A 22033-nucleotide genomic window follows, 5' to 3' on the forward strand; every position below is an offset into this window, starting at 1 on the left:
CCGTTCATATTGCCTTTAGACATTTGACTCATCATTTTTTTAGATTCATTGAATTGTTTGATCATTCGATTTACTTCAGCAATCGGACGAGCAGATCCTCGAGCGATTCTACGACGTCTGCTTTGAGATAAGATATCTGGATTCTCTCTCTCTTGCGGTGTCATAGACAACACGATAGCTTTCATTCGAGCCGTATCTTTTGGATCGATTTGAAGTTTATCTAATCCCGGGACATTATTCATACCTGGAATCATTTTTAGAATGTCTTCAATTGGTCCCATATTGCTGACTTGATCCATTTGTTCAATAAAGTCATTGAAATCAAAACTATTCTCACGTAGCTTCGTGATCATTTCTTCCGATTTCTTTTCATCAAAATCTTGTTGAGCCTTTTCAATTAACGTTAACATGTCTCCCATACCTAAAATACGGTTAGCCATGCGATCTGGATAGAATGGTTCTAAAGCATCTAGTTTTTCACCAGACCCTGTAAATTTGATTGGTTTCCCGGTAACTGCACGGATGGAAAGTGCAGCTCCTCCACGAGTATCACCATCTAATTTTGTCAAGATAACTCCAGTGATATCTAATTGTTCATCAAAAGAAGCAGCAACATTGGCAGCTTCTTGCCCAGTCATTGCATCAACAACCAAGAAGATTTCCGTTGGTTGTGTAGTTTCTTTGATATCACTTAATTCTTGCATCAACGTTTCGTCAATCTGCAAACGTCCAGCAGTATCAATCAGTACAAAGTCTAAATGTTCTGCTTTAGCTTTTTCAATCCCTTGTCTGGCAATTTCAACAGGACTTACTTGATCTCCCATAGAAAAAACGGGTACATCTAATTGTTTCCCAATCGTTTCCAATTGTTGGATAGCAGCTGGACGATAGATATCAGCAGCTACCAGTAAAGGGCGCTTGTTTTGATTTTTGCGTAAATAGCTAGCTAACTTACCAGCTGTAGTGGTTTTACCGGCTCCTTGTAGCCCTACCATCATGACAACGGTTGGTGCTTTTGCTGCCGTTTGGATGGTAGCTTGTTCTCCACCCATTAATTCTGTTAATTCTTCGCTAACAATTTTAATGATTTGTTGTCCTGGAGAAAGGCTCTCCAACACTTCTGCTCCTACTGCTCGGGCACTAACCGTTTTCACAAAATCTTTTACAACTTTGAAGTTAACGTCAGCTTCTAGTAAAGCTAAGCGTACTTCTCTCATCATTTCTTTTACATCAGCTTCAGTAACTTTCCCTTTGCGACGCATTTTCGTCATCGCACTTTGGAGACGTTCTGTTAAACCTTCAAATGCCATTACACTTCACCATTCCTTTATTTCTCGTCTCTATCTTTTTTTAATAATTGAATAAACTGTTCTAACGACTCATCTTTTGGATAATGACTTTTAATGTAACGCGACATATCCTCTACGACTGCCTTTGTTGTGTTGAAATCTTCTAATAAATGCAATTTCCGTTCATATTCCATTAAACTATTTTCAGTGCGCCTTATGTTATCATAAATTGCTTGACGACTCACTTCAAATTCTTCTGCAATTTCGCCTAAAGAAAAATCATCTGCATAGTATAATTGCATGTAACTTTTTTGTTTCTCAGTCAATAAAGAGCCATAGAAATCGAATAAGGCGTTCATTTGATTCGTTTTTTCAATTTCCATTTTAACCCTTCTTTCTTCGCTTAACAACTGTCAAGGAAAACACGTTTACACACCTTAATAGCGTACCTATTTTTGCGTCAATAGTCAATAGTTTGTCATGTTTTTGCAAAACATTTATTTCTTCTAATACCTATTGCTAGCTGAATAGAAAAGAACACCTTCGCAGTTAATTAACCAGTAGCGAAGGTGTTCTTTTTAATTAAATTTGCTTAGTTTTTACCATTACGGTACTCTTCAATATTTGATTTGATATTTGAAACTTTTGGACCATAAATCACTTGAGCGTTATTCCCTTTTACAACAACTCCAGCTGCTCCAGTTGCTTTCAGTTGAACTTGATCAACTAATTGACCATCTTTTACGGTAACTCTCAAACGAGTTGCACAGTTATCTACATCAATCAAATTTGCTTCTCCACCAAGTCCTTCAATAATACTGATAGACATTTCATCAGCAGGATTAACTGATTTTGTAGAAGTAGCATCACTTGCAGTTGATGTGCTAGCTAAATATTCATCAATATTTGATTTAATGTTCGAAACTTTTGGACCATAAATCACTTGAGCGTTATTCCCTTTTACTACCACTCCAGCTGCTCCAGTTGCTTTCAATTGAGCTTGATCAACCAATTTTCCATCTTTAATCGTAACTCTTAAACGAGTTGCACAGTTATCTACATCAATTAAATTATCTTTCCCACCTAGACCAGCAATAATGTCTTGTGACATTTCATCTTGAATGGGTTCGTTAGTTGCTTTTTCACCAGCTTTTTTAGCTTGGTAATCAGCTTTTGTATACATTTTTGACTCAGCCACTTCGTCTTCACGACCAGGCGTTTTTAAATCGAATTTCGTAATGAAGAAACGGAAAACGAAGTAATAAACAAGCGCATATACGATTCCTACTAGCACAACGGGTATCCAGTTTGTAATCCCTTGTCCTGGTAAAATACCATACAACACGAAGTCGAGTAAGCCACCTGAGAAGGTCAATCCTACTCCAACATTTAAGAAGTGCATAATCACAAATGAGAAGGCTGCTAATACACAATGTACTCCAAAGTATAAGAACGGTGAAGCAAATAAGAATGAAAATTCCAACGGTTCAGTAATACCAGTGAATATTGACGTTAAGGAAGAAGACATCATCAGTCCTTTAACATCTTTTTTACGTTCTGGTTTAGCCGTTTGATACATAGCATATGCTGCTGCTGGGAACCCAAAAATCATGAATGGGAACATTCCAGAGAAGAATTTAGCAGCTTCAGGATCTACTACTTGTCCATTAGCTAATTGTGAGAAGATAATATTTTGTGCTCCTTCTACTACTGTACCATTGATTTCAGCTGTTCCTCCAAGTGCTGTTTGCCAGAAGGGAAGATAAAACACGTGGTGCAATCCTAGTGGAATCAATGCACGGTAAATAAAGCCGTAAAGGAATGTTCCAACATATCCAAGATCTGCTACAACAGAACCTAACCATGCAATTGCTGCACCAGCGTATGGCCATGCAAAAGCTAAAATCATCCCAACGATTACAGCCGCAAACGCTGATACAATTGGTATGAAACGCGTTCCAGAAAAGAATGATAAAGCATCTGGTAATTCAATTTTATAATAACGATTGTGTAAAGTTGCAACCACTAGACCCATAATGATCCCACCAAATACCCCAGTGTTCATAGTTGTCTCAAAACCAAGCACAGATCCGATTAAACCGGGTGTTTGTTGCAATGTTTCAATACTTCCGAAGTTTGTTATGCTGCTTGTTAATGATGCATACATCATTAAGTAAGCTACAACAGCAGATAGAGCTGCTACTTCTTTAGCTGCCTTTGCCATTCCTAAAGCAACTCCAACAGCAAATAATAATGGCAGATTATCAAATATAATGGTTCCACAATCTTTAAGGACTGTTAAAATACCATACAAAATAGTACCTTCACCTAATAACCATTCTAAATCATATAGGCCAACAAATGATTCTCCTGTAAAAGAGGATCCTATTCCTAATAACAAACCTGCTACAGGAAGTAACGCAATCGGCAGCATAAATGTTTTACCCATTTTTTGCAAACCTTCAAATAATTTATCCTTCACTTCTTTTCCTCCTTGAATCTAAAATAATTGCTTGCATAGAACATGCATAAAGATGAATAATATCATACTGAACTATCCTATCACATTATTACGCTACATTCAAAATGAAAACGTACACATGTTCATTAAAAAAAACCTATCTCTAAAAATTGCTTTAGAGGTAGGTTTTTAAGTTAACTATTAAATAGAATTTTGAATTAATTCGCTGAATAAACCGTAGATGTATTCATTCGGATCGAATACTTGTAAGTCATCCATACTTTCACCTAAGCCAACGAATTTAACCGGAATATCTAATTCTTTACGAATGGCTAAAACAATTCCACCTTTTGCTGTGCCATCTAATTTAGTTAATACAATTCCTGTTACATCTGTTGTCTGTTTAAATTGTTTAGCTTGATTCATTGCATTTTGTCCAGTTGTTGCATCTAGCACTAACAATACTTCATGCGGTCCACCTGGAATTTCACGTTCAATGATTCGTTTCATTTTTTCTAATTCGTTCATCAAATTCACTTTATTTTGTAACCTTCCAGCCGTATCAACAAATAAAATATCCGCTTCTTTTTGTTTAGCTTCTTTTATAGCATCAAATACGACAGCTGCTGGATCTCCACCTGCCTTACCACTGACAACTTCTGCTCCAACACGATCACCCCAAACATGTAATTGTTCGATCGCTCCAGCTCTAAATGTATCTCCAGCTGCCAACATAACCTTTTTTCCTTCTTGTTGATACAGATGAGCCATTTTACCAATTGTGGTTGTTTTACCTACACCATTTACACCAACCAATAAAATTACTGTTAATCCTGCAGGGTTTATATTAATTTCAGGTTTATCAGTATTGCCTTTTTCATAAATTTCAACCATTTTTTCAATTATGACTTGCTGAACTTCATTTGAAGCTTTTGCATTTTTCAATTTCACTTCTTGACGTAAAGCATCAGTAATTTCCATTGTTGATTCAAAGCCAACATCTGCTCCAATCAACACTTCTTCGAGTTCATCAAAAAAATCTTCATCAACTGTTCTAAAATTTGCAAACAGTTCATTCATGCGTTGCGAAAATGTTTTTCTCGTTTTCTCTAAACCTTTTTCATATTTCTCCGTTACTTCTGTGGTCTCAACTTTTTCTTCACCGGTAAAAGCTTTCTTTATTTTATCAAATAATCCCATTTTACACCCTCTTCTCTTGGCATTGTTCCTATTTAATTAAGTACAAACTTTTGAATAGCATGTGCGACACCATGTTCTTCATTTGTTTTGGTGATGTATTGTGCCATAGCTTTGATTTCATCCGTTGCATTTCCCATTGCTACTCCCATACCAGCATATTCAATCATTGCTGCATCGTTAGCTTCATCACCTAAAGACATGACCTCAGAAGCTTCAAAGCCTAGCAAGTCAGCTAAAACGGCTATTCCGCTGCCTTTATCGACACCTTTAGGCATTAATTCTAGTAATACAGGTCGTGATTTCATAATAGTATACTTTTCATGGAAATGAACTGGAATTTTTTTAATGGCTTCGTCTAGACTAGTTTGTTCATAACAAAAAACGGTTTTATTGATTGCAATATCTTCAGACACATGTTCCATCTCAATTGGAACATACGGTAAGGCTCTCATAACCGTTGGGTAAAGTGAATCGCGACCTTCAGGATATGGTGGTTCATAAATTTTTTCTAAATCAATGAAGTTACAAGGAACATTGATTTCTTTACTTAGTGCAAAAATTTCTTCAATTTCAACTTTCGTTAATGTTTTTTTAGATAGGACTTCACCAGTATCCGTGCGTTGTACTAGTCCACCATTGTACGTAATGCCATAGTCTCCAACTTCTCTTAAGTTTAATTCTTCTAAATAAGAAATCATGCCTAATAAAGGTCTACCTGTACAAAGGACCACTTTAACGCCTTGTTCCTTTGCCTTCTTTATGACTTCTTTATTCTCATCTGATATGATGTGTTCTCTATTTAATAATGTACCATCTAAATCAATTGCAACTAATTTAATCATGATTTAACCCCAATCCTTTTTATTACTTGTTTAAAAAGAAAAAGATCGACACTTATCGACCTTTTTCTTTTTCCACTTGTCTAGTTTATCCCAGCGGGAACATCCGTTAATTCTTCCAAACGAACTGATACCACTTTAGAAACACCAGATTCTTGCATTGTTATGCCATAGAGCACATTTGCTTCTTCCATCGTTCCTTTACGGTGAGTGATGACGATAAATTGAGTATCCCCATCAAACTGTTTTAAGTACCTTCCAAACCTAACAACATTGGCTTCATCAAGTGCTGCTTCAACTTCGTCTAAAATACAAAATGGCACGGGACGAACTTGTATGATTGAAAACATTAAAGCAATCGCTGTAAATGCTCGTTCTCCTCCAGATAGTAAACTCAATTGTTGCAATTTTTTCCCTGGGGGCTGAGCAATAATTTCAATACCGGTTGTTAACAAGTTCTCAGGATCTGTTAAACGAAGTTCAGCAGATCCCCCACCAAACATTTGCGGGAAAACTTCAGAAAACTTCATGCGGATATCTTCAAATACTTCTGAAAAACGCACTTTAACTTCTTCATCCATTTCATTCATCGTAGTATACAAACTCGTTTTAGCTTCTAGTAAATCTTCACGTTGGTCAACAAGGAAAGTATAGCGCTCATTTACACGCTCAAATTCTTCAATGGCTCCAATATTAACAGAACCCAACTCTTGAATACTTTGTTTCAAAAGTTTCACTTTACGTGTTGCTTCTTCAATTGAAACATTAAGTAAATGACTCATTTCAGCAGCTTCAAATGTTAATTCATATTCTTCACTTAAATAACCCAAACGATTTTCAATGGCCACATCCGTCCGATTCATCGCAACTTCAGCTTTTGCTTTTTCTTCTAGCAGATAATGCTTTTGGTTATTCATTCTAGTAGTCAACTGTTCAATTTCATTCAATTGACTTTCTATCGTATTTTTTTCACTCTTTGTTTTAGATAATTGACTTTCTAAGTTGCGTTTTGTTTCGCTTAATTGTGCTAACTTATCGCTCAATTCTTGCTTAGTCATTTGATGAGTGCCATCAAATTGAGTCATTTGTTCCATGCGATTAGTGATGGATAAACTCTCTATTTGTTGATTCTCTAATTGACTAGATACCGTTTTTTGTTCTTTTTTCAATCCAACTAATTGCTCTTTTAAAGCAGCTAGCTTAGTTCGTAAATTTTGTTGTTTTTCATTGATTAATGTCTGGTTTTTTTCACGTTCTTCATTTTGAGAAGACGCTAATAAAATTTGATGGTTGATTTGTTCCATTTCATTTTTAATTTTTTGCAAAGATTCCATTAACTCCGTTTTTTTCAATTCATAGGATTCAACTTCTTCTTTAGCTTCTTGACATTCGTATTGCACTGCTTTTAATTCTCTAGTAAACCGTACTTGTTTTTCTTCTAACGTTTCAAATTGGTTTTTTAATTCTTGTTCTCTCAAGCGTTGTTTTTCACCAATTTCACGCAACTCGTTAAGTGTTGTTTCTTCTTTTTTAATTGCTTGTTTCATCGTACGAACTTCTATTTCTTTTTCGGTCAACGTTGCTTCCATTTGAGCGATTTGCTTCGCCAAATGAGTTAACTCATTCTTTCGAGCGAATAAACTCCCCTGATTGCCAGACTTACTTGCTCCACCAGTCATTGATCCACCTGCATTCATGACATCACCTTCAAGAGTCACAACCCGGTATTTAAATTGTATCTCACGAGCAATAGTGTTAGCAGAAGACAAGTCTTTCGCAACGATAGTTGTTCCTAACAAATTTTGAATGACCGTCGCAACCGTTTCAGGATAAGCAATCAATTGGCTCGCAATACCTAAGAAACCTTCACAATTACGGGCTTTAGTTTCTACAGATATTGGCAACTGCCGAGCTTTAATAGTTGTTAGCGGTAAGAACGTTGCTCTCCCAACTCTTTTTTGTTTCAAATATTGAATCCCTTTACGGCCACTTTGTTCATCTTGAACAATGATGTTTTGGCTTGCTGCACCAAGTGCTATGTCAATAGCCAGTTCAGCTTGTTTGGGTACTTCAATCAATTCAGCAACGGCTCCGATAATGCCGCCAATCTCTTTTTTTCGTTTTAAAACTTCTTTAACTCCTTGATAAAAGCCTGCATAGTCTTCATTTAGTTCTTTTAGACTTTCTTTTTTAGCTTTTGCTTGCTGTACCACTTTTAAAGCATCATACATGCGTGTTTCATTCGTTTCTAACGCTTGTCGTTTCATTTGTATACTGGCTTGTTGCTCTTGATAAAGCAATAATTTTTGAGCAATTTCTTGTTGAGTATCTGATAGCTCCTGAGCGATTTCCTTAAAATGGAGTGTTATTTCCGCTATATTTTTTTCGAGTTCAGTAACCGATGCATCTGATTTCAACGTTTTTTGTGCCAATTGATAAGAATTGCGTTCAAGGTAACTTTGCTCATTTCTTAAGCTAGTTTGTTTTTGCATCAAATCAACATATTCATCTCGCAAACTCTCAATCGTTTCTTTTGAATTCCCCGAAAGAGATAAAGCCTCTTTTTCTGCAGCTAGGAAGGCTATTTTTAATTGTTTTTCTTGTTCGCTTTTTACCACAAGCTCTTCATTGATTGTTTCTAATTCCTGCTCTAATTGAACGATTCTTTGATTTGATAGTTCTTTAGACGTTTCAAGTTGCTGAAGATTTTCGGTAGTGTATTTATTGCGCTCAGATAAAACATTTTTTTGGCCTTCCGTCTGTTCAAACAATTGAATCGCTTGGACTAATTGCAATTGAGTTTCTTCTATTGTTTCCGTCAAGTTCATCTTTTGTTCGCGTTTAACTTTTAATTGATTCTCACACTCTAATAAATTTTGCTTCTTTTCAGCCAATTGTTCTTCAAAAGAAAGCATTTCTTTTTTACTTTCATCCCAATCGACTTTCAATTGCTCAATCTCAACGACCATCAAAGCAATATCCATTTCAGACAATTGTTCTTTGTATAGTAAAAAGTCTTTAGCTACACTGCTTTGTTCTCTTAAAGGTTCAACTTGTCCTTCTAGTTCATAAACAATGTCTTGAACACGGTTTAAATTTTCTTCCGTTTCCGTTAACTTTTGTTCGGCCTTTTTTTTACGTGTTTTATACTTCAAAACACCAGCTGCTTCTTCAAATATAGACCGTCTCTCTTCAGGTTTGCTATTGAATATACTTTCAACTTTCCCTTGCGAGATGATTGAAAAAGACTCTTTGCCTAAGCCAGAATCCATAAATAGGTCTACAATGTCTTTTAACCGACAAGCTTGCTTGTTTAAATAAAATTCGCTTTCACCATTTCGATGCAAACGTCTAGTAATGCTTATTTCGCTAAATTCTAACGGTAAAAAATGATCTTCGTTTTCTAGTATCAAGGTAACTTCAGCTAAATTAACTGATTTCCTTGTATCTGATCCCGAAAAGATAATATCATTCATTTTTCCGCCACGTAAGTTCCTCGCTGATTGTTCACCCAAAACCCAGCGAATGGCTTCTGTTATATTGCTTTTTCCGCTTCCATTAGGTCCAACAACAGCTGTTACACCATCGTGAAACTCAATTGTCGTTTTATCTGCAAACGATTTGAAACCAGCGATGTCTATTCTTTTTAATTGCACAACTACTGGCTCCTTTCCCCTGTACTATTTTTCTTGTAAAGTAAGCAATGCATTTTCAGCTGCTACTTGTTCAGCCGCTTTTTTTGTTTTCCCTTGACCTTGGCCTAATAGTTGACCTTCAGCAAGTACTTCTACCACAAACGCTTTTTGATGTGCTGGACCTATTTCATCCACCAAATTATATTCAATTTCAATTTCACCTTTTTGTTGTAAAAATTCTTGTAAATTTGTTTTATGATCCATCACATGTGAGAAAGCACCGGACTTAATTTTTGGAAAGATTGTTTGTTCAAGAAAAAATAATACGCCGTCTAATCCTTGATCTAGGTATAATGCACCAACAAAAGATTCGAACAAATCGCAAAGCAAGGCAGGTCGTTTTCGGCCATTCATGCGTTCTTCACCTTTACCTAAACGAATAAATTGATCGAATTCGTACTCTTTTGCAAATTGACTAAAACTCGCTTCACAGACGATAGTCGCTCTCAATCGAGTTAATTTCCCTTCAGGTACATTAGGATATAATTCGTACAAAAATCTTGACACCGTTAATTCTAAAACAGCATCTCCTAAAAATTCAATTCTTTCATTATCTTTCAATTTAAGGTTCCTGTGCTCATTCACATATGATGAATGGGTAAATGCTTCTTCTAAATAAGAAAGGTCTTGAAAAACCAAACCAAATTTAGTTTTTAAATGTGTTAAAAATGCTTCATCCATTATATTCTCCCTTTCTTTAAATATTTCTTTACGCTTTATCATTATACTGTGTTTGTACACAAAAATAAACCATTTCTAGCTTAGTAGCGCTAACGAAGAAAATGCTTATTGAAAACTCAATCTTTTTTTTCGATAAAAAAAAGAGCCTCTGACTTATTGATAAGCTCAGGGGCTCTTGAAATTTCATTAATTTTTGTGTTCTTCGATGTAAGTTACTGCATCTCCAACTGTAGTAATTATTTCAGCATCTTCGTCAGATATTTCCGTTCCGAAAACATCTTCTAATTCCATAACCAATTCTACGATATCAAGCGAATCAGCACCAAGATCTTCTTTAAATGTAAGTTCTTTAGTAACTTTTTCTTCATCAATGCCAAATCTTTCAACAATAATTTTTTTTATTTTTTCGAAAGTTTCACTATTAGACAATATATATACCTCCGTTTTCAACTTTTTATATTTAAACACAAATTACGTCGCTTTATTTATTTTAACGATATTCACAGATATTGTCCAACTATTTTTTTTGAGCTGCCTTTTTCTTATAAAATAAGATTTAATCAGCAGATACTTGTTTCTCTTCAAAATGGTGAACTAAATCATCAATAACATGAGAATCTAACATTTCATGAATTTGTCTAATAGTATAATAGACCGCTTCTTTCTCCGTTGATCCATGTGTCTTAATCACTGGTGCTTTAACACCAAATAATACGGCTCCACCATGTGTAGAATAATCTAAGACATCCTTCATATTAGAAAAACTATCTTTTAATAACAAGCCACCTAATTTAGCTTTTGTCCCATTTTCATATACAGCATTTTTGATAAGTTTCATCATAGATAAAGCCGTACCTTCAATTGTCTTTAAGACAGCATTTCCAGTGTAACCATCTGTCACCACTACATCAGCTACACCACTAAGCAATTCACGAGCCTCTATGTTTCCAATAAAATTAATATCTGCATTGTTTGCTAAAAGTTGATAAGCTCTCTTAGTCACATCATTTCCTTTATTCTCTTCTGTTCCATTGTTTAACAAACCAACTCTTGGATTTTTTACTCCTCTAACAAATTGAGCATAATAACTACCTAATATTGCATATTGATTGATATTTTCAGGTTTGGTATCCGCATTTGCACCAACGTCCATTAAATTGAACGTTTCATCTTCTTTTCCAATTACAGGTAACGTCACCAATAAACCTGGACGATCAATCCCTTTGATTCTTCCGATAATCAATAAGCCCGCAGTCAATAATGCACCAGTGTTTCCCGCAGAAAATAGGGCATCTGCTTTTTTGTCTTTAACGGCTTGCGCAGCCAATACCATTGAAGCATTTTTTTTGCGGCGTACAGCGCGAACTGGGTCATCTTCACTCATAATTTTTTCATCTGTATGAACGATGGTAATGTTTGTTTCATCTGTTAAGTATTTTCTGATAGAGTCTTCTTTTCCATATAAAATAAATTCAATATCTTTATATTCTTTAACTGCCATCATAATACCTTCTACGATTGCTTTTGGAGCGTTATCTCCGCCCATAGCATCTACTGCAATTTTCAAATCATTTGCCTCCCTAGTGAACTTCCAATGTTTCTGAACTTTACGTTCTATTAAATTTTACCACTAATCATGATTGAATCTCAATTGAAATCTAATCCTTCTAATTCATTAAACCCAACCGCTTCTCTAAGTTGTTGGTACACTTCATTTGTAAGGAAATCTTTTTGATTAACCAGTTGATTCGCTTCTTGTCTTGCTGCTTCTAAAGCTCCAAAATCGCCTATAATATCTCCAATTTTAAAATCTGGCAAACCCGATTGTTTATTGCCAAATAAATCTCCAGGCCCTCTCAGCTCTAAATCTTTTTCACTGAGTATAAAACCATCAGTTGTTTCGGTCATTATTTTCATGCGTTCCATCCCATTTTCTGTTTTAGGATTTGCAACAAGAATACAATAAGATTCTTTATCTCCACGACCAACACGGCCTCTTAACTGATGCAATTGAGACAGTCCAAAACGATCGGCATCATAAATGATCATGGTCGTCGCATTAGGAACATTTACCCCTACTTCAATAACGGTTGTCGAAACAAGGACCTGTAGTTTTTTTTCTTTGAAATTTTCCATAGTGCTTTCTTTTTCGCTTGATTTCATTTTCCCATGCAACAACCCTACTTGAAAACGATCGCCATAATAAGCGGTTAGTTTTTCATAGATATCAGTCGCATTTTTAACATCCATGGTTTCTGATTCTTCAATCAAAGGACAAATAACATACGCTTGCGACCCTTTTCTTAACTGAAGTTCAATAAATTCTAACGTTTTTTCAAAATTTTGTGGTTTAATCCACGTGGTTTGAATTGGGATTCTTCCAGCAGGCATTTCATCAATAATTGATACATCCATTTCTCCATATGCTGTAATAGCTAATGTTCGAGGAATGGGAGTAGCCGTCATAAATAAGACATCCGCATCTTTACCCTTATCTCTTAATAATTTTCGTTGATTCACTCCAAAGCGATGTTGTTCATCTGTAATGACTAAACCTAATTTAGAAAAATAAACATCTTGTTGAATCAAGGCATGTGTACCGATTAGAACATCTAATTCGCCATTGGCCAATTGTTCTAAAATCAAACGCCGATCTTTTGTCTTCGTAGAACCCGTCAACAAAGCTATCCTGACTTCAAGAGGATTAAACAATTCCGACAAACTTTCCATATGTTGTTCAGCAAGAATTTCAGTCGGTACCATTAAGGCCGATTGGACACCGACGTTTGTAGCGGCGTATAACGCGATTGCAGCCACAATTGTCTTACCGCTCCCAACATCTCCTTGAAGCAGGCGATGCATATGAATAGGTTGTCTTAAGTCGCTACAGATTTCATTCACTACTCGTTTCTGGGCTTTTGTTAATTCAAAAGGCAATGTCTCAATAAAATTTCTCAAATCCGTTACATTGTAATTGAGTGTATTTCCTTTACCCATTGCTTTTTGTTTTTTACGTACAATTTGCATGCGCATTTGATACAATAAAAATTCTTCAAATACAACTTCTCTTCTAGCTTGTTTTTTTTGCTTCTCTGAAGCTGGAAAATGCATGGCATAAACGGCATCTCGATGAGAAATCAATCTGTATTTAATTCTTAATTCCGGTGGTACGACCTCCGGAATGTGATCTTGATAAAGGTTGTATGCTTCAGTAATCAACTGCAAAATAGTACTTTGCTTAATGTGTTTATTGGCGCTATATACGGATTCGAAATCTCCCTTTTCAGAATCTGAACGGGTTCCTAAGATTTTTATACCGGTTAAACTTTTTCTTTTTGCATCCCATTTACCAAAAACAGCTATTTCTTCTCCCGTCACGATTTTACTTTTCAAGTAAGCTTGATTAAAAAAAGTAACAGAAATCACAGCATGTTCAATTATTAAACGAAACGACAAACGATTCTTTTTAGGACCAAAGCGACTGACTACTGCTTCTGAAACAACATTTCCTTTTAACGTGACCTTTTCTTGATCTTCTATCTCTAATAAATCACGCTCTTGGATATCTTCATAGCGAATTGGATAATGAGACAGCAAATCATTGATTGTATGAATCCCTAATTGATGCAGAGCCTCTAAACGTTTTTCTCCAACGTAAGGGAGGACAGAAACAGAATCATAAATTGATTTAGTCATATATTTTCAACAGATTTAAAGCTATAAAATCTACGCTTAAATCTGTCTCTTACCTCCCTTATTGTATTCTTTTTGCACAGTAGACAACTACACATTAGTGTATGGAACAATCGAATCGATTTATCTACTACCACTAAAAAAGACAAAAATAGGAATGGAATAAAATCCCGATCTATTTTTGTCTTTTAATTATTCTACCGACAAGATATAAGGATAGACTGGTTGTTGACCATCATGAATTTCTACTTCTACTTCTTCAAATAGTTTTTCAATTTCAGCAGCGATTTCAGCAGCTTCACTTGCATCACTATCTTCTCCAAGTAAAATCGTCACAATTTCACTATCTTCTGATATCATTTGTTTCAAGGTTTCAATTGTAACAGTTTTACGGTTTGATTGAGAGACTTTGATTTTCCCTTCAATAATTCCCATAAAATCATCTTTTTTGATTTTCATGCCATCGATTTCTGTATCTCTTACAGCATTCGTAACTTGGCCACTAACAACATTAGCCAATTCATTCATCATTTCAGCCTTATTGGTATCTAAATCATTCAATTCATTGAATGCTAGCATAGCAGTCATGCCTTGTGACACTGTTTTACTAGGAATAACGACCACTGATAAGTCACTAACTTCAGCAGCTTGATCTGCTGCCATAAAGATATTTTTATTATTTGGTAAGATGATTACTTTTTCAGCATTCACTTCTTCAATCGCTTTAAGAATATCTTCTGTACTTGGATTCATTGTTTGTCCACCACTGATGACATAGTCCACGCCTAAACTTTTAAACAAGTTTTGAACGCCTTCTCCTGCAGCAACTGCAATAATGCCATAAGGTGTTTTAGCTGCTTTTACAACAGGTTGTTGCGACTCATTTTCAAGAATCGTTTCATGTTGAACACGCATATTATCAACTTTTATTTTGAGTAATGAACCAAATTTTTGACCATAATTCATAACTTCGCCTGGATGTTCTGTATGAACGTGAACTTTAATGATATCGTCATCAGAAACCACGAGTAAAGAATCGCCGATTTCGTTTAAATGGTTACGGAATGTATCATAGTCAAATTCGCTATCTACTGTTTCACCTTTGCCAATTTCAACCATGATTTCGGTACAATAACCAAATGTAATATCTTCAGTATGAATGTGATTTGAAACACTTTTATGGTGTTCAGCATTAACCAATTCTGACATTTCTTGAGCAGATGGTTGATGGATATCTTCTTCGATAACTTTTCCAGATAATACTTCTAAGAATCCTTCATAAATGAATAATAGTCCTTGTCCACCACTATCCACAACGCCAACTTCCTTTAGTACAGGTAGTAAATCAGGCGTTCTAGCTAAAGATTTCTTAGCTCCGCGTACAACTGCTTCCATTACCTCAACAACATCATCTGTTTCTTTTGCTTTCTTTTCACCAGCTTTAGCAGATTCACGAGCTACCGTTAAAATCGTACCTTCTACGGGTTTCATGACCGCTTTATATGCCGCTTCAACACCTCTAGTAAAGGCTTCAGACAAATCTTTAGAAGACAACGTTTCTTTATTTTCAATAGCTTTACCGAATCCTCTAAATAATTGAGACAAAATAACTCCAGAATTCCCACGAGCTCCCATTAATAAACCTTTAGATAGCGCCGCTGACAAATCGCCGACACTTTCAGAAGCTGTATTTGAAACTGCTTTTGCTCCACTAGCCAATGATAAATTCATATTTGTTCCTGTATCACCATCTGGAACTGGAAAAACATTTAATGAGTTTACATATTCCGCATTTTTATCTAAACGATTAGCTCCTGTTGCTATCATTAAGCGAAACTGTTTACCTTCTAATTTTGTAACTTTCACTACATATATCCTCCTAAGTTACTTTTCACTAACGTTATAGTAACTATTTCTTCTTTGATAATTCTTTATTAGTCATTTAATACACGAACACCTTGAACATAAACATTTACAGTATTAGCAGTAACACCTAACATGGTTTCTAAATTGTATTTTACAATCTCTTGCACATTACGGCTGACTTCAGAAATCTTTATTCCATAACTAACGATAATATAAATATCAACTGCTACACCATTATCTTCTTGTCGCACAATTACTCCACGTGAATAATTTTCTTTTTTTAATATATCATTTAAATTATCACGTATTTGGCTTTTACTTGCCATACCAACAATTCCAAAAATTTCGGTTGCTGCACCGCCGACAACAGTTGCTATAACTTCGTTTGAAATATCTATTGTTCCATATTGTGTTTTGATTTTAACTGCCATGTTAAAAATCCTCCTCTTGGCTAGCAAGCCATAAATTACTATTCTATATTTTATCATAGCAGACCGATTAAGAAAAGAAAAACTAAGTTTCCATAATTTAATCCTCATTTAAACGACAATAAGGAATTAAAAAAGACTGTCAAGTAAATTCCCTTGAAAGAAACTTGTTGCAAAGGCAAGTAAATTGTGATAAATTATTGAAGTATGAGTATTGATTGAAGCTTTGCTTCGATATATCGGCAAAGGAGGAAAGACTAATGGCTAAAGAATGTGCAATTACAGGACGTAAAGCAAGAAGCGGAAACAACCGCTCTCACGCTATGAACAAAACAAAACGTACTTGGGGTGCTAACTTACAAAAAGTTCGTATCATGGTTGATGGATCACCTAAAAAAGTTTGGGTATCTGCTCGAGCTCTTAAATCTGGTAAAGTTGCACGCGTATAATTTTACTGAAAAAAGAACCTTTCCCATCGTTATGGAGAAGGTTCTTTTTGTTTGGTTTTTTTCAACTATTTCATTCACTTAGAGCTCTTAGTCGTAGTGTTGCTACTTTAACTGCTTACAACCATGATAGATTTCGCCCTGAGTGCCCACAGGGCTAACCATCCTATTCCTCCAGAAATGTTGTGCATCAATTAAATTCATCTTTCTGCACTAAAAACACAGAGCCTCAATTTGTTACTCGTTATTCTTATGTTTCATTATCTTTACTTTGAATAACAGCTATTACTCCTGATTCAAAAGAAAAAGAAACTGTATTAGTGACAAATTCATTACTTGCCAAAGAAATCGGATGAACAAAATTTGTATTTGTTAAACGATACTTCGCATCTTTAATTGTCAATTGTTTCACTGGAGATAAACAGACAAACGCTAGATACTTTTTATCTTGTTCTTTCGTCAAACTATGTGTACCAGACGTAAAATAAGAAATCGTATTTTGGACGTCTAACAAGCGGATTTTAGAAGCATACTGGAAAAGTTTTGGCTGGAATATCATATAGATATTATTTAACAGATGATCCATTCTTCCACCAGTTGTTCCATAAATAGAGACACTTTCTGGTTTAAATTCATCAAAAGCAATTTGGACAGCCAATTCCGTATCAGTTTCATCTTTTTCAGCTTGGTAAATTCGAACATCAGCAATTTCTTTTTTTATGTGTTTTAATTCTTCTTTTGTAACAGAATCAAAATCTCCAAGTGCTATCTGTGGAACAATTCCTTGTTCTAATAAACGAACAGCTCCTCTGTCAACACCTATCCAAATGAGTTCTTTCGAATGGATGTCTTTTAGTGATGGAATTTGCTCACAAGGTCCACCTACCATAATAGCAAGATGTTGTCCCATTTTATTTTACCGCATCCCTTAGGATAGCCATTTGATTTGTCGGGTCTTCTGCATTATAAATGTAAGAACCAGCAACAAAAACAGATGCTCCCGCTTCTTTGCATTGCTTAGCAGTCTGTTCGGCTATCCCTCCGTCAACTTCGATTTCATAAGTATACCCTTCTCTATCCTTCAACTCTTTTGCTGCTTGTATTTTTTTAAGTGTTTCAAGAATAAAACTTTGTCCACCATAACCTGGATTAACAGTCATAACTAGTACCAAATCAACTAAACCTAATACATGAATCAATGATTCGATTGGTGTACCCGGATTAACTGCAATTCCGGCTTTAACACCTTGATCTTTTATCAATTGAAGCACCCGATGAATGTGAGGCGTACTTTCAGCATGTATCGTAATAATATCTGCGCCTGCTTTAGCGAAATTCTTAACGTGATTTTCTGGATATTCAACCATTAAATGACAATCTAAAGGTAGTTTAGTTACCGGACGAATAGCCGCTACTGTGTCAGCTCCAAACGTAATGTTTGGCACAAAATGCCCATCCATTACATCCACATGAATATAATCAGCCCCTCCGTCTTCTACTAAACGGATATCTCTTGCTAAATTTGCAAAGTCTGCACTTAAAATAGATGGTGCTAGTTTCATTATTTCATCCTCATTTCTTATCTTTATTATCATATCTTGGTTTTCGACTTTCAATTTCATTTAAAAATTGCAAATAATGCTGGTAGCGGTATTCTGGTATTGTATTTAATTCTACTTCTTTTTTCACCTGGCATCCAGGTTCCTTTTTGTGCATACATCCTCTGAATCGGCATTCATCTTGTACCTCAACAAATTCAGGAAAACAAGCAGAAAGTTCTTCTGGCTCAAGTTCTAAAAAATCGATTGAACTAAAACCAGGAGTATCTGCTACTAACCCGTTATATAAAGGCAATAATTCAACATGCCTTGTTGTATGTTTCCCACGTCCCAGAGAGCTTGAAATCTCAGCCGTTTTCAACAACAAATCCGGTGCGATGCTATTTAGCAGTGTCGATTTCCCTGCTCCTGATTGGCCCATAAAGACTGTTAATTTATCAGGAAAATAAGAAACCAATTCCTCTAATGATTTTTTATTGTCTTTTTGTTCCGGTACGACTATTGAATAGCCAATTTTTTCATATTCTCGTTGTTTTTCTTTTATTTGTTGCAACGTTTCATCTGTCAATAAATCAATTTTACTAATGTAGATAATGGCTTGGATTCTTTTACTTTCTAATGTGACCAAAAAGCGGTCTAATAAATTCGTTGAAAAATTGGGCTCAATAGCTGACATAACCACAACACCAATATCAACATTTGCTACAGGCGGGCGAACTAATTCATTTTTTCTAGGTAATAGTTCTTGCACGACACCTTCTTTTAAATTGCCACTTTCAAATAAAACATAATCGCCAACTAAAGGTGTTAGATCTCTTTTTCGAAAGTTCCCTCTCCCTCTAGTTTGATAGGTTTCACCTTTATAATATACATAATAAAATCCACTTAACGCTTTTCTAATTTGACCTTCCGGCAATAAAACCCCTCCTAATACGTGCTCTCAGTTCTACTCTACTGAATGAATCTCCAGAAAGCAAGATTTTAATCATACAAATTTCATTTATTTTAGACGAAAAAAAGATCAAAGAACTTGAAATCAGTTCTTTGATCTTTCGCATTTTAGTCAATTGTAACATTGGTATTTTCATCTATAACTTCTCCATCACGTTCAATCCGATACGTTCCAGTTTCACCTTCTTGGAGAATAAATGGAATGACAGTTTCAAAATTTTCAGTAATCGTAAATTTTTGAAATTCATTCTCTAAAGAGTGTTCTTTATCTTTGATGTAAATAACAATCTCATTTGGTATAGGAGCTGACTCTTGGGATTCGCTGCCAGATACCGCTGCTTCAGAATCTGTTTTTTTGGGTTTCGCGTAAGGAATCGTTACCGTTTTTGAAAATGTTTGTTCCGGTTCTTTACCCAATGAAATCACGACTGAGAACGAAGCGCCGCTAGACAACAGTTCTCCTGCTGCAGGGTCTTGCGAGATGACTTGTCCTTCTAAAATATCATTAGAATATTCTTCTTTAAAAGTTACAGACAACCCATTTTCATCTGCATAGACTTGTACACCTTTTTCAGAATAACCCGTTAGATCTTTCATTTCAAATCTAGCTTCGCCCGTGCTAACTGTTAATGTAACGGTTGTTTCACTTGGAACAACCTCTTCATCTTCAGCTATACTTTGTTCAATAATAGAGCCTTCTGGAACCGTATCACTGCTTTCATCAACTCGTTCAGTAGTAAAGCCTTGCTCCATCAGTTCAGCTCGAACTTCTTCATAAGGTTCACCTGTATAGTCTTTAAATGAAACAGTCTCTTTTCCAGAACTAATATATAAGTTAATATCCGTTTCCTCTTTAACAGTTGTACCGGTTTCAGGATCTGTTCTTGTTACAAGTCCTTCTTCGACATCTTCGCTTGTCTCTATGATAGTCTGGCTAACTTGCAAATTAGCGGTTGAAAGAGCCTCTTTGGCTTCCTTTTCGGACATTCCTATTACATCTGGTACAGAGATATCTTTTGGCGCTGAAAGAGCAAAAGCAACCATTCCACCTGTAACAATGAGTATGAGCAACAATACTGTAAGCCAAAATATCTTCCACTTCTTTTTCTTTGGCTTTTTATCTTTTTTTGTTTCTTTAGTTTGCTTTTCACTTTTAGACGGTTCTACTTTCTCTTCGGCTAAAGCAATAGGCGCTACAGGAACAATAGGTTCCAATATTTTTGTTTTCTCCATCAAACTGGCTGGGGAAAATTTTGATTCATTAATTCTTTTAGGCGATAAAGAGGTGGCTAAATCAGCAGCCATTTCTTGAGCGGAACGATATCTGTCAATCGTTTCTTTTGCCGTTGCTTTAAGAACAACATTTTCTAAAGACTGTGGAATACGATGATCAAAATCTTTCACTGATGGAAGGGATTCTTGGAAATGCTTTAAAGCAATCGACACAGCAGATTCGCCTTCAAAAGGAACATTTCCTGTTAACAATTCATATAAAATAATCCCTAATGAATAGATATCTGATTGGTTGGTTGCCATTCCTCCTCTTGCTTGTTCTGGCGAAAGATAATGGACTGATCCCAATAAAGAATTCGTTTGTGTAATAGACGTTTGTGATAACGCTACTGCTATACCAAAATCTGTTATTTTAACGACGCCTGACTCATCTATTAAAACATTTTGGGGTTTTAGATCCCTATGAATAATCCGATTATTATGAGCTTCTGCAACGGCTGCAAGAATTTGTCTCATAATATCTAGAACTTTTTGGTAGGGTATAGGAAAATTACTATGGATATAATGTTTTAAATCCATGCCTTTGATATACTCCATAACAATGTATTGGTTGTTTTCTTCTTCTCCTACATCATATACACTTACAATATTTGGATGAATCAATTCTGTTGCAGCTAATGCTTCCCGTTTAAATCGACGGATTGTATCTTGATCGTCTCTAAAGTCAAAGCGCAATACTTTAACCGCTACATCTCTTTCGAGAATAAGATCTCTTGCAAGATAAACATTTGCCATGCCACCAGAACCAACTGTTCCAATTATTTTGTAACGACCGTTTAGCTTTTTACCCATTTCCATGACTGCTGTCCCTCCCTTCTATTTTTGTCTGAACCAATATGATCGTTATGTTATCTAACCCTCCACGGTCATTAGCCACATCTATCAACGTATCTATTTTTTCTTCAGCCGATTTATTAGTGCTTAAAATATCTTTTATCTCTTGATCCTCAACCATATTTGTTAATCCATCTGAACAAAGTAACATTTGATCATTTGGCAAGGCCGGTAAAATCGTTACATCAATATCTATCTCATCTGTTACACCTAGAGAACGAGTCAAAACATTTTTTCTAGGATGATTTTCGGCATCTTTCAAAGAAATTTCGCCGCTTTTTACTAGTTCATTAACCAATGAATGATCTTCAGTTACTTGGTTAAAACGTCCGGCAGTGTAGTGGTACCCTCTGCTGTCGCCAATATTCGCAATCACAAATTCTTGATCGACCAATGCTGTTGCAACAAGCGTAGTCCCCATTCCTTCCAAATCAGAAAATTGACGTGATTTTTCTAAAATGCGTTTGTTTTCGCGACTAATTCTGGTCAACATCCATTGTGTGACTTGTTCAGCATTCTGAACAGTCGATTCCTCCCATGAATGTCCTAATTGAGATACGGCCATTTCACTTGCAACATCTCCGCCTCGATGCCCACCCATTCCATCACAAAGAATCGCTAGCATAATATTGTTTTTATTGATAAAGTAACCAGCAAAATCTTGATTATTCTTTCTCTTTTTACCAGTATCACTGCGAAATACAACTTCCATTGTTCCACCTCATACCTTTCACTAATTTGTTTCTTATTAAAATTTCGATTGGTTATTCACTCTCTGTATCATTTCACTACGGCTTG

General features: G+C 35.6%; 18 protein-coding genes. 1 reads left to right on the forward strand and 17 read right to left on the reverse strand.

The annotated features are described in order from the left end of the window. The 12 genes from ffh to CAT7_RS07005 form a co-directional block, all read right to left on the reverse strand. A partial coding sequence (gene ffh, locus CAT7_RS06950) for a signal recognition particle protein (RefSeq protein ID WP_007723717.1) occupies window positions 1-1310 on the reverse strand: 1310 nt, incomplete at its 3' end. Window positions 1311-1327: 17 nt separating this feature from the next. Continuing rightward, a complete protein-coding gene (locus tag CAT7_RS06955) occupies window positions 1328-1672 on the reverse strand; it encodes a putative DNA-binding protein (RefSeq protein WP_007723719.1) in 345 nt (114 codons plus the stop codon). A gap of 209 nt (window positions 1673-1881) precedes the next feature. Continuing rightward, complete coding sequence (locus tag CAT7_RS06960; RefSeq protein ID WP_007723721.1) at window positions 1882-3771, reverse strand: PTS transporter subunit EIIC; 1890 nt, start codon at window positions 3769-3771, stop codon at window positions 1882-1884. 180 nt (window positions 3772-3951) lie between these two features. Next, complete coding sequence (gene ftsY / locus CAT7_RS06965; protein ID WP_007723723.1) at window positions 3952-4950, reverse strand: signal recognition particle-docking protein FtsY; 999 nt, start codon at window positions 4948-4950, stop codon at window positions 3952-3954. 32 nt (window positions 4951-4982) lie between these two features. Beyond that, window positions 4983-5792, reverse strand: a complete 810-nt coding sequence (gene yidA / locus CAT7_RS06970) for a sugar-phosphatase (protein ID WP_007723726.1) — start codon at window positions 5790-5792, stop codon at window positions 4983-4985. An 80-nt stretch (window positions 5793-5872) separates the two neighbouring features. Beyond that, complete coding sequence (smc, locus tag CAT7_RS06975; RefSeq protein WP_007723729.1) at window positions 5873-9445, reverse strand: chromosome segregation protein SMC; 3573 nt, start codon at window positions 9443-9445, stop codon at window positions 5873-5875. 24 nt (window positions 9446-9469) lie between these two features. Next, complete coding sequence (gene rnc / locus CAT7_RS06980; protein WP_007723731.1) at window positions 9470-10165, reverse strand: ribonuclease III; 696 nt, start codon at window positions 10163-10165, stop codon at window positions 9470-9472. A gap of 186 nt (window positions 10166-10351) precedes the next feature. Further along, window positions 10352-10594, reverse strand: coding sequence for an acyl carrier protein (gene acpP / locus CAT7_RS06985; protein ID WP_007723735.1), 243 nt, complete (start codon window positions 10592-10594; stop codon window positions 10352-10354). Window positions 10595-10721: 127 nt separating this feature from the next. Then, window positions 10722-11732, reverse strand: coding sequence for a phosphate acyltransferase PlsX (gene plsX / locus CAT7_RS06990; RefSeq protein WP_007723738.1), 1011 nt, complete (start codon window positions 11730-11732; stop codon window positions 10722-10724). A gap of 80 nt (window positions 11733-11812) precedes the next feature. Beyond that, window positions 11813-13861: an ATP-dependent DNA helicase RecG gene (gene recG / locus CAT7_RS06995; protein ID WP_007723742.1), complete on the reverse strand. Its 2049-nt coding sequence runs from the start codon at window positions 13859-13861 to the stop codon at window positions 11813-11815. Between the two features lie 189 nt (window positions 13862-14050). Then, window positions 14051-15724, reverse strand: coding sequence for a DAK2 domain-containing protein (locus tag CAT7_RS07000; RefSeq protein WP_007723744.1), 1674 nt, complete (start codon window positions 15722-15724; stop codon window positions 14051-14053). Window positions 15725-15792: 68 nt separating this feature from the next. After that, entirely contained in the window at window positions 15793-16155 is a 363-nt protein-coding gene (locus CAT7_RS07005; RefSeq protein WP_007723746.1) for an Asp23/Gls24 family envelope stress response protein, read from the reverse strand. Between the two features lie 257 nt (window positions 16156-16412). Between CAT7_RS07005 and rpmB the strand changes: the two genes are divergently transcribed. Continuing rightward, entirely contained in the window at window positions 16413-16601 is a 189-nt protein-coding gene (gene rpmB, locus CAT7_RS07010) for a 50S ribosomal protein L28 (protein ID WP_007723748.1), read from the forward strand. 247 nt (window positions 16602-16848) lie between these two features. Here the strand turns inward: rpmB and CAT7_RS07015 are convergent, their stop codons facing one another. The 5 genes from CAT7_RS07015 to CAT7_RS07040 all read right to left on the reverse strand — a co-directional run bounded on the left by CAT7_RS07015 (window position 16849) and on the right by CAT7_RS07040 (window position 21947). Then, on the reverse strand, window positions 16849-17508 hold the full coding sequence (locus CAT7_RS07015; protein WP_007723751.1) for a thiamine diphosphokinase: 660 nt from the start codon (window positions 17506-17508) through the stop codon (window positions 16849-16851). A gap of 1 nt (window position 17509) precedes the next feature. After that, complete coding sequence (rpe, locus tag CAT7_RS07020; RefSeq protein WP_007723757.1) at window positions 17510-18160, reverse strand: ribulose-phosphate 3-epimerase; 651 nt, start codon at window positions 18158-18160, stop codon at window positions 17510-17512. A 10-nt stretch (window positions 18161-18170) separates the two neighbouring features. Beyond that, window positions 18171-19073, reverse strand: coding sequence for a ribosome small subunit-dependent GTPase A (gene rsgA / locus CAT7_RS07025; RefSeq protein WP_007723758.1), 903 nt, complete (start codon window positions 19071-19073; stop codon window positions 18171-18173). A 143-nt stretch (window positions 19074-19216) separates the two neighbouring features. Next, the gene (pknB, locus tag CAT7_RS07035) at window positions 19217-21199 is read right to left on the reverse strand and encodes a Stk1 family PASTA domain-containing Ser/Thr kinase (RefSeq protein ID WP_007723760.1); all 1983 of its coding nucleotides are present in this window, start codon (window positions 21197-21199) and stop codon (window positions 19217-19219) included. Further along, window positions 21186-21947 carry a Stp1/IreP family PP2C-type Ser/Thr phosphatase gene (locus CAT7_RS07040; RefSeq protein ID WP_007723762.1) on the reverse strand — a complete coding sequence of 254 codons (762 nt, stop codon included), beginning with the start codon at window positions 21945-21947 and terminating at the stop codon, window positions 21186-21188. The genes pknB and CAT7_RS07040 overlap by 14 nt, the downstream gene beginning before the upstream one ends. Window positions 21948-22033: the final 86 nt, after the last annotated feature.

This window comes from Carnobacterium sp. AT7 (assembly GCF_000171855.1).
In the GTDB taxonomy this organism is placed as follows: Bacteria; Bacillota; Bacilli; order Lactobacillales; family Carnobacteriaceae; genus Carnobacterium_B; species Carnobacterium_B jeotgali.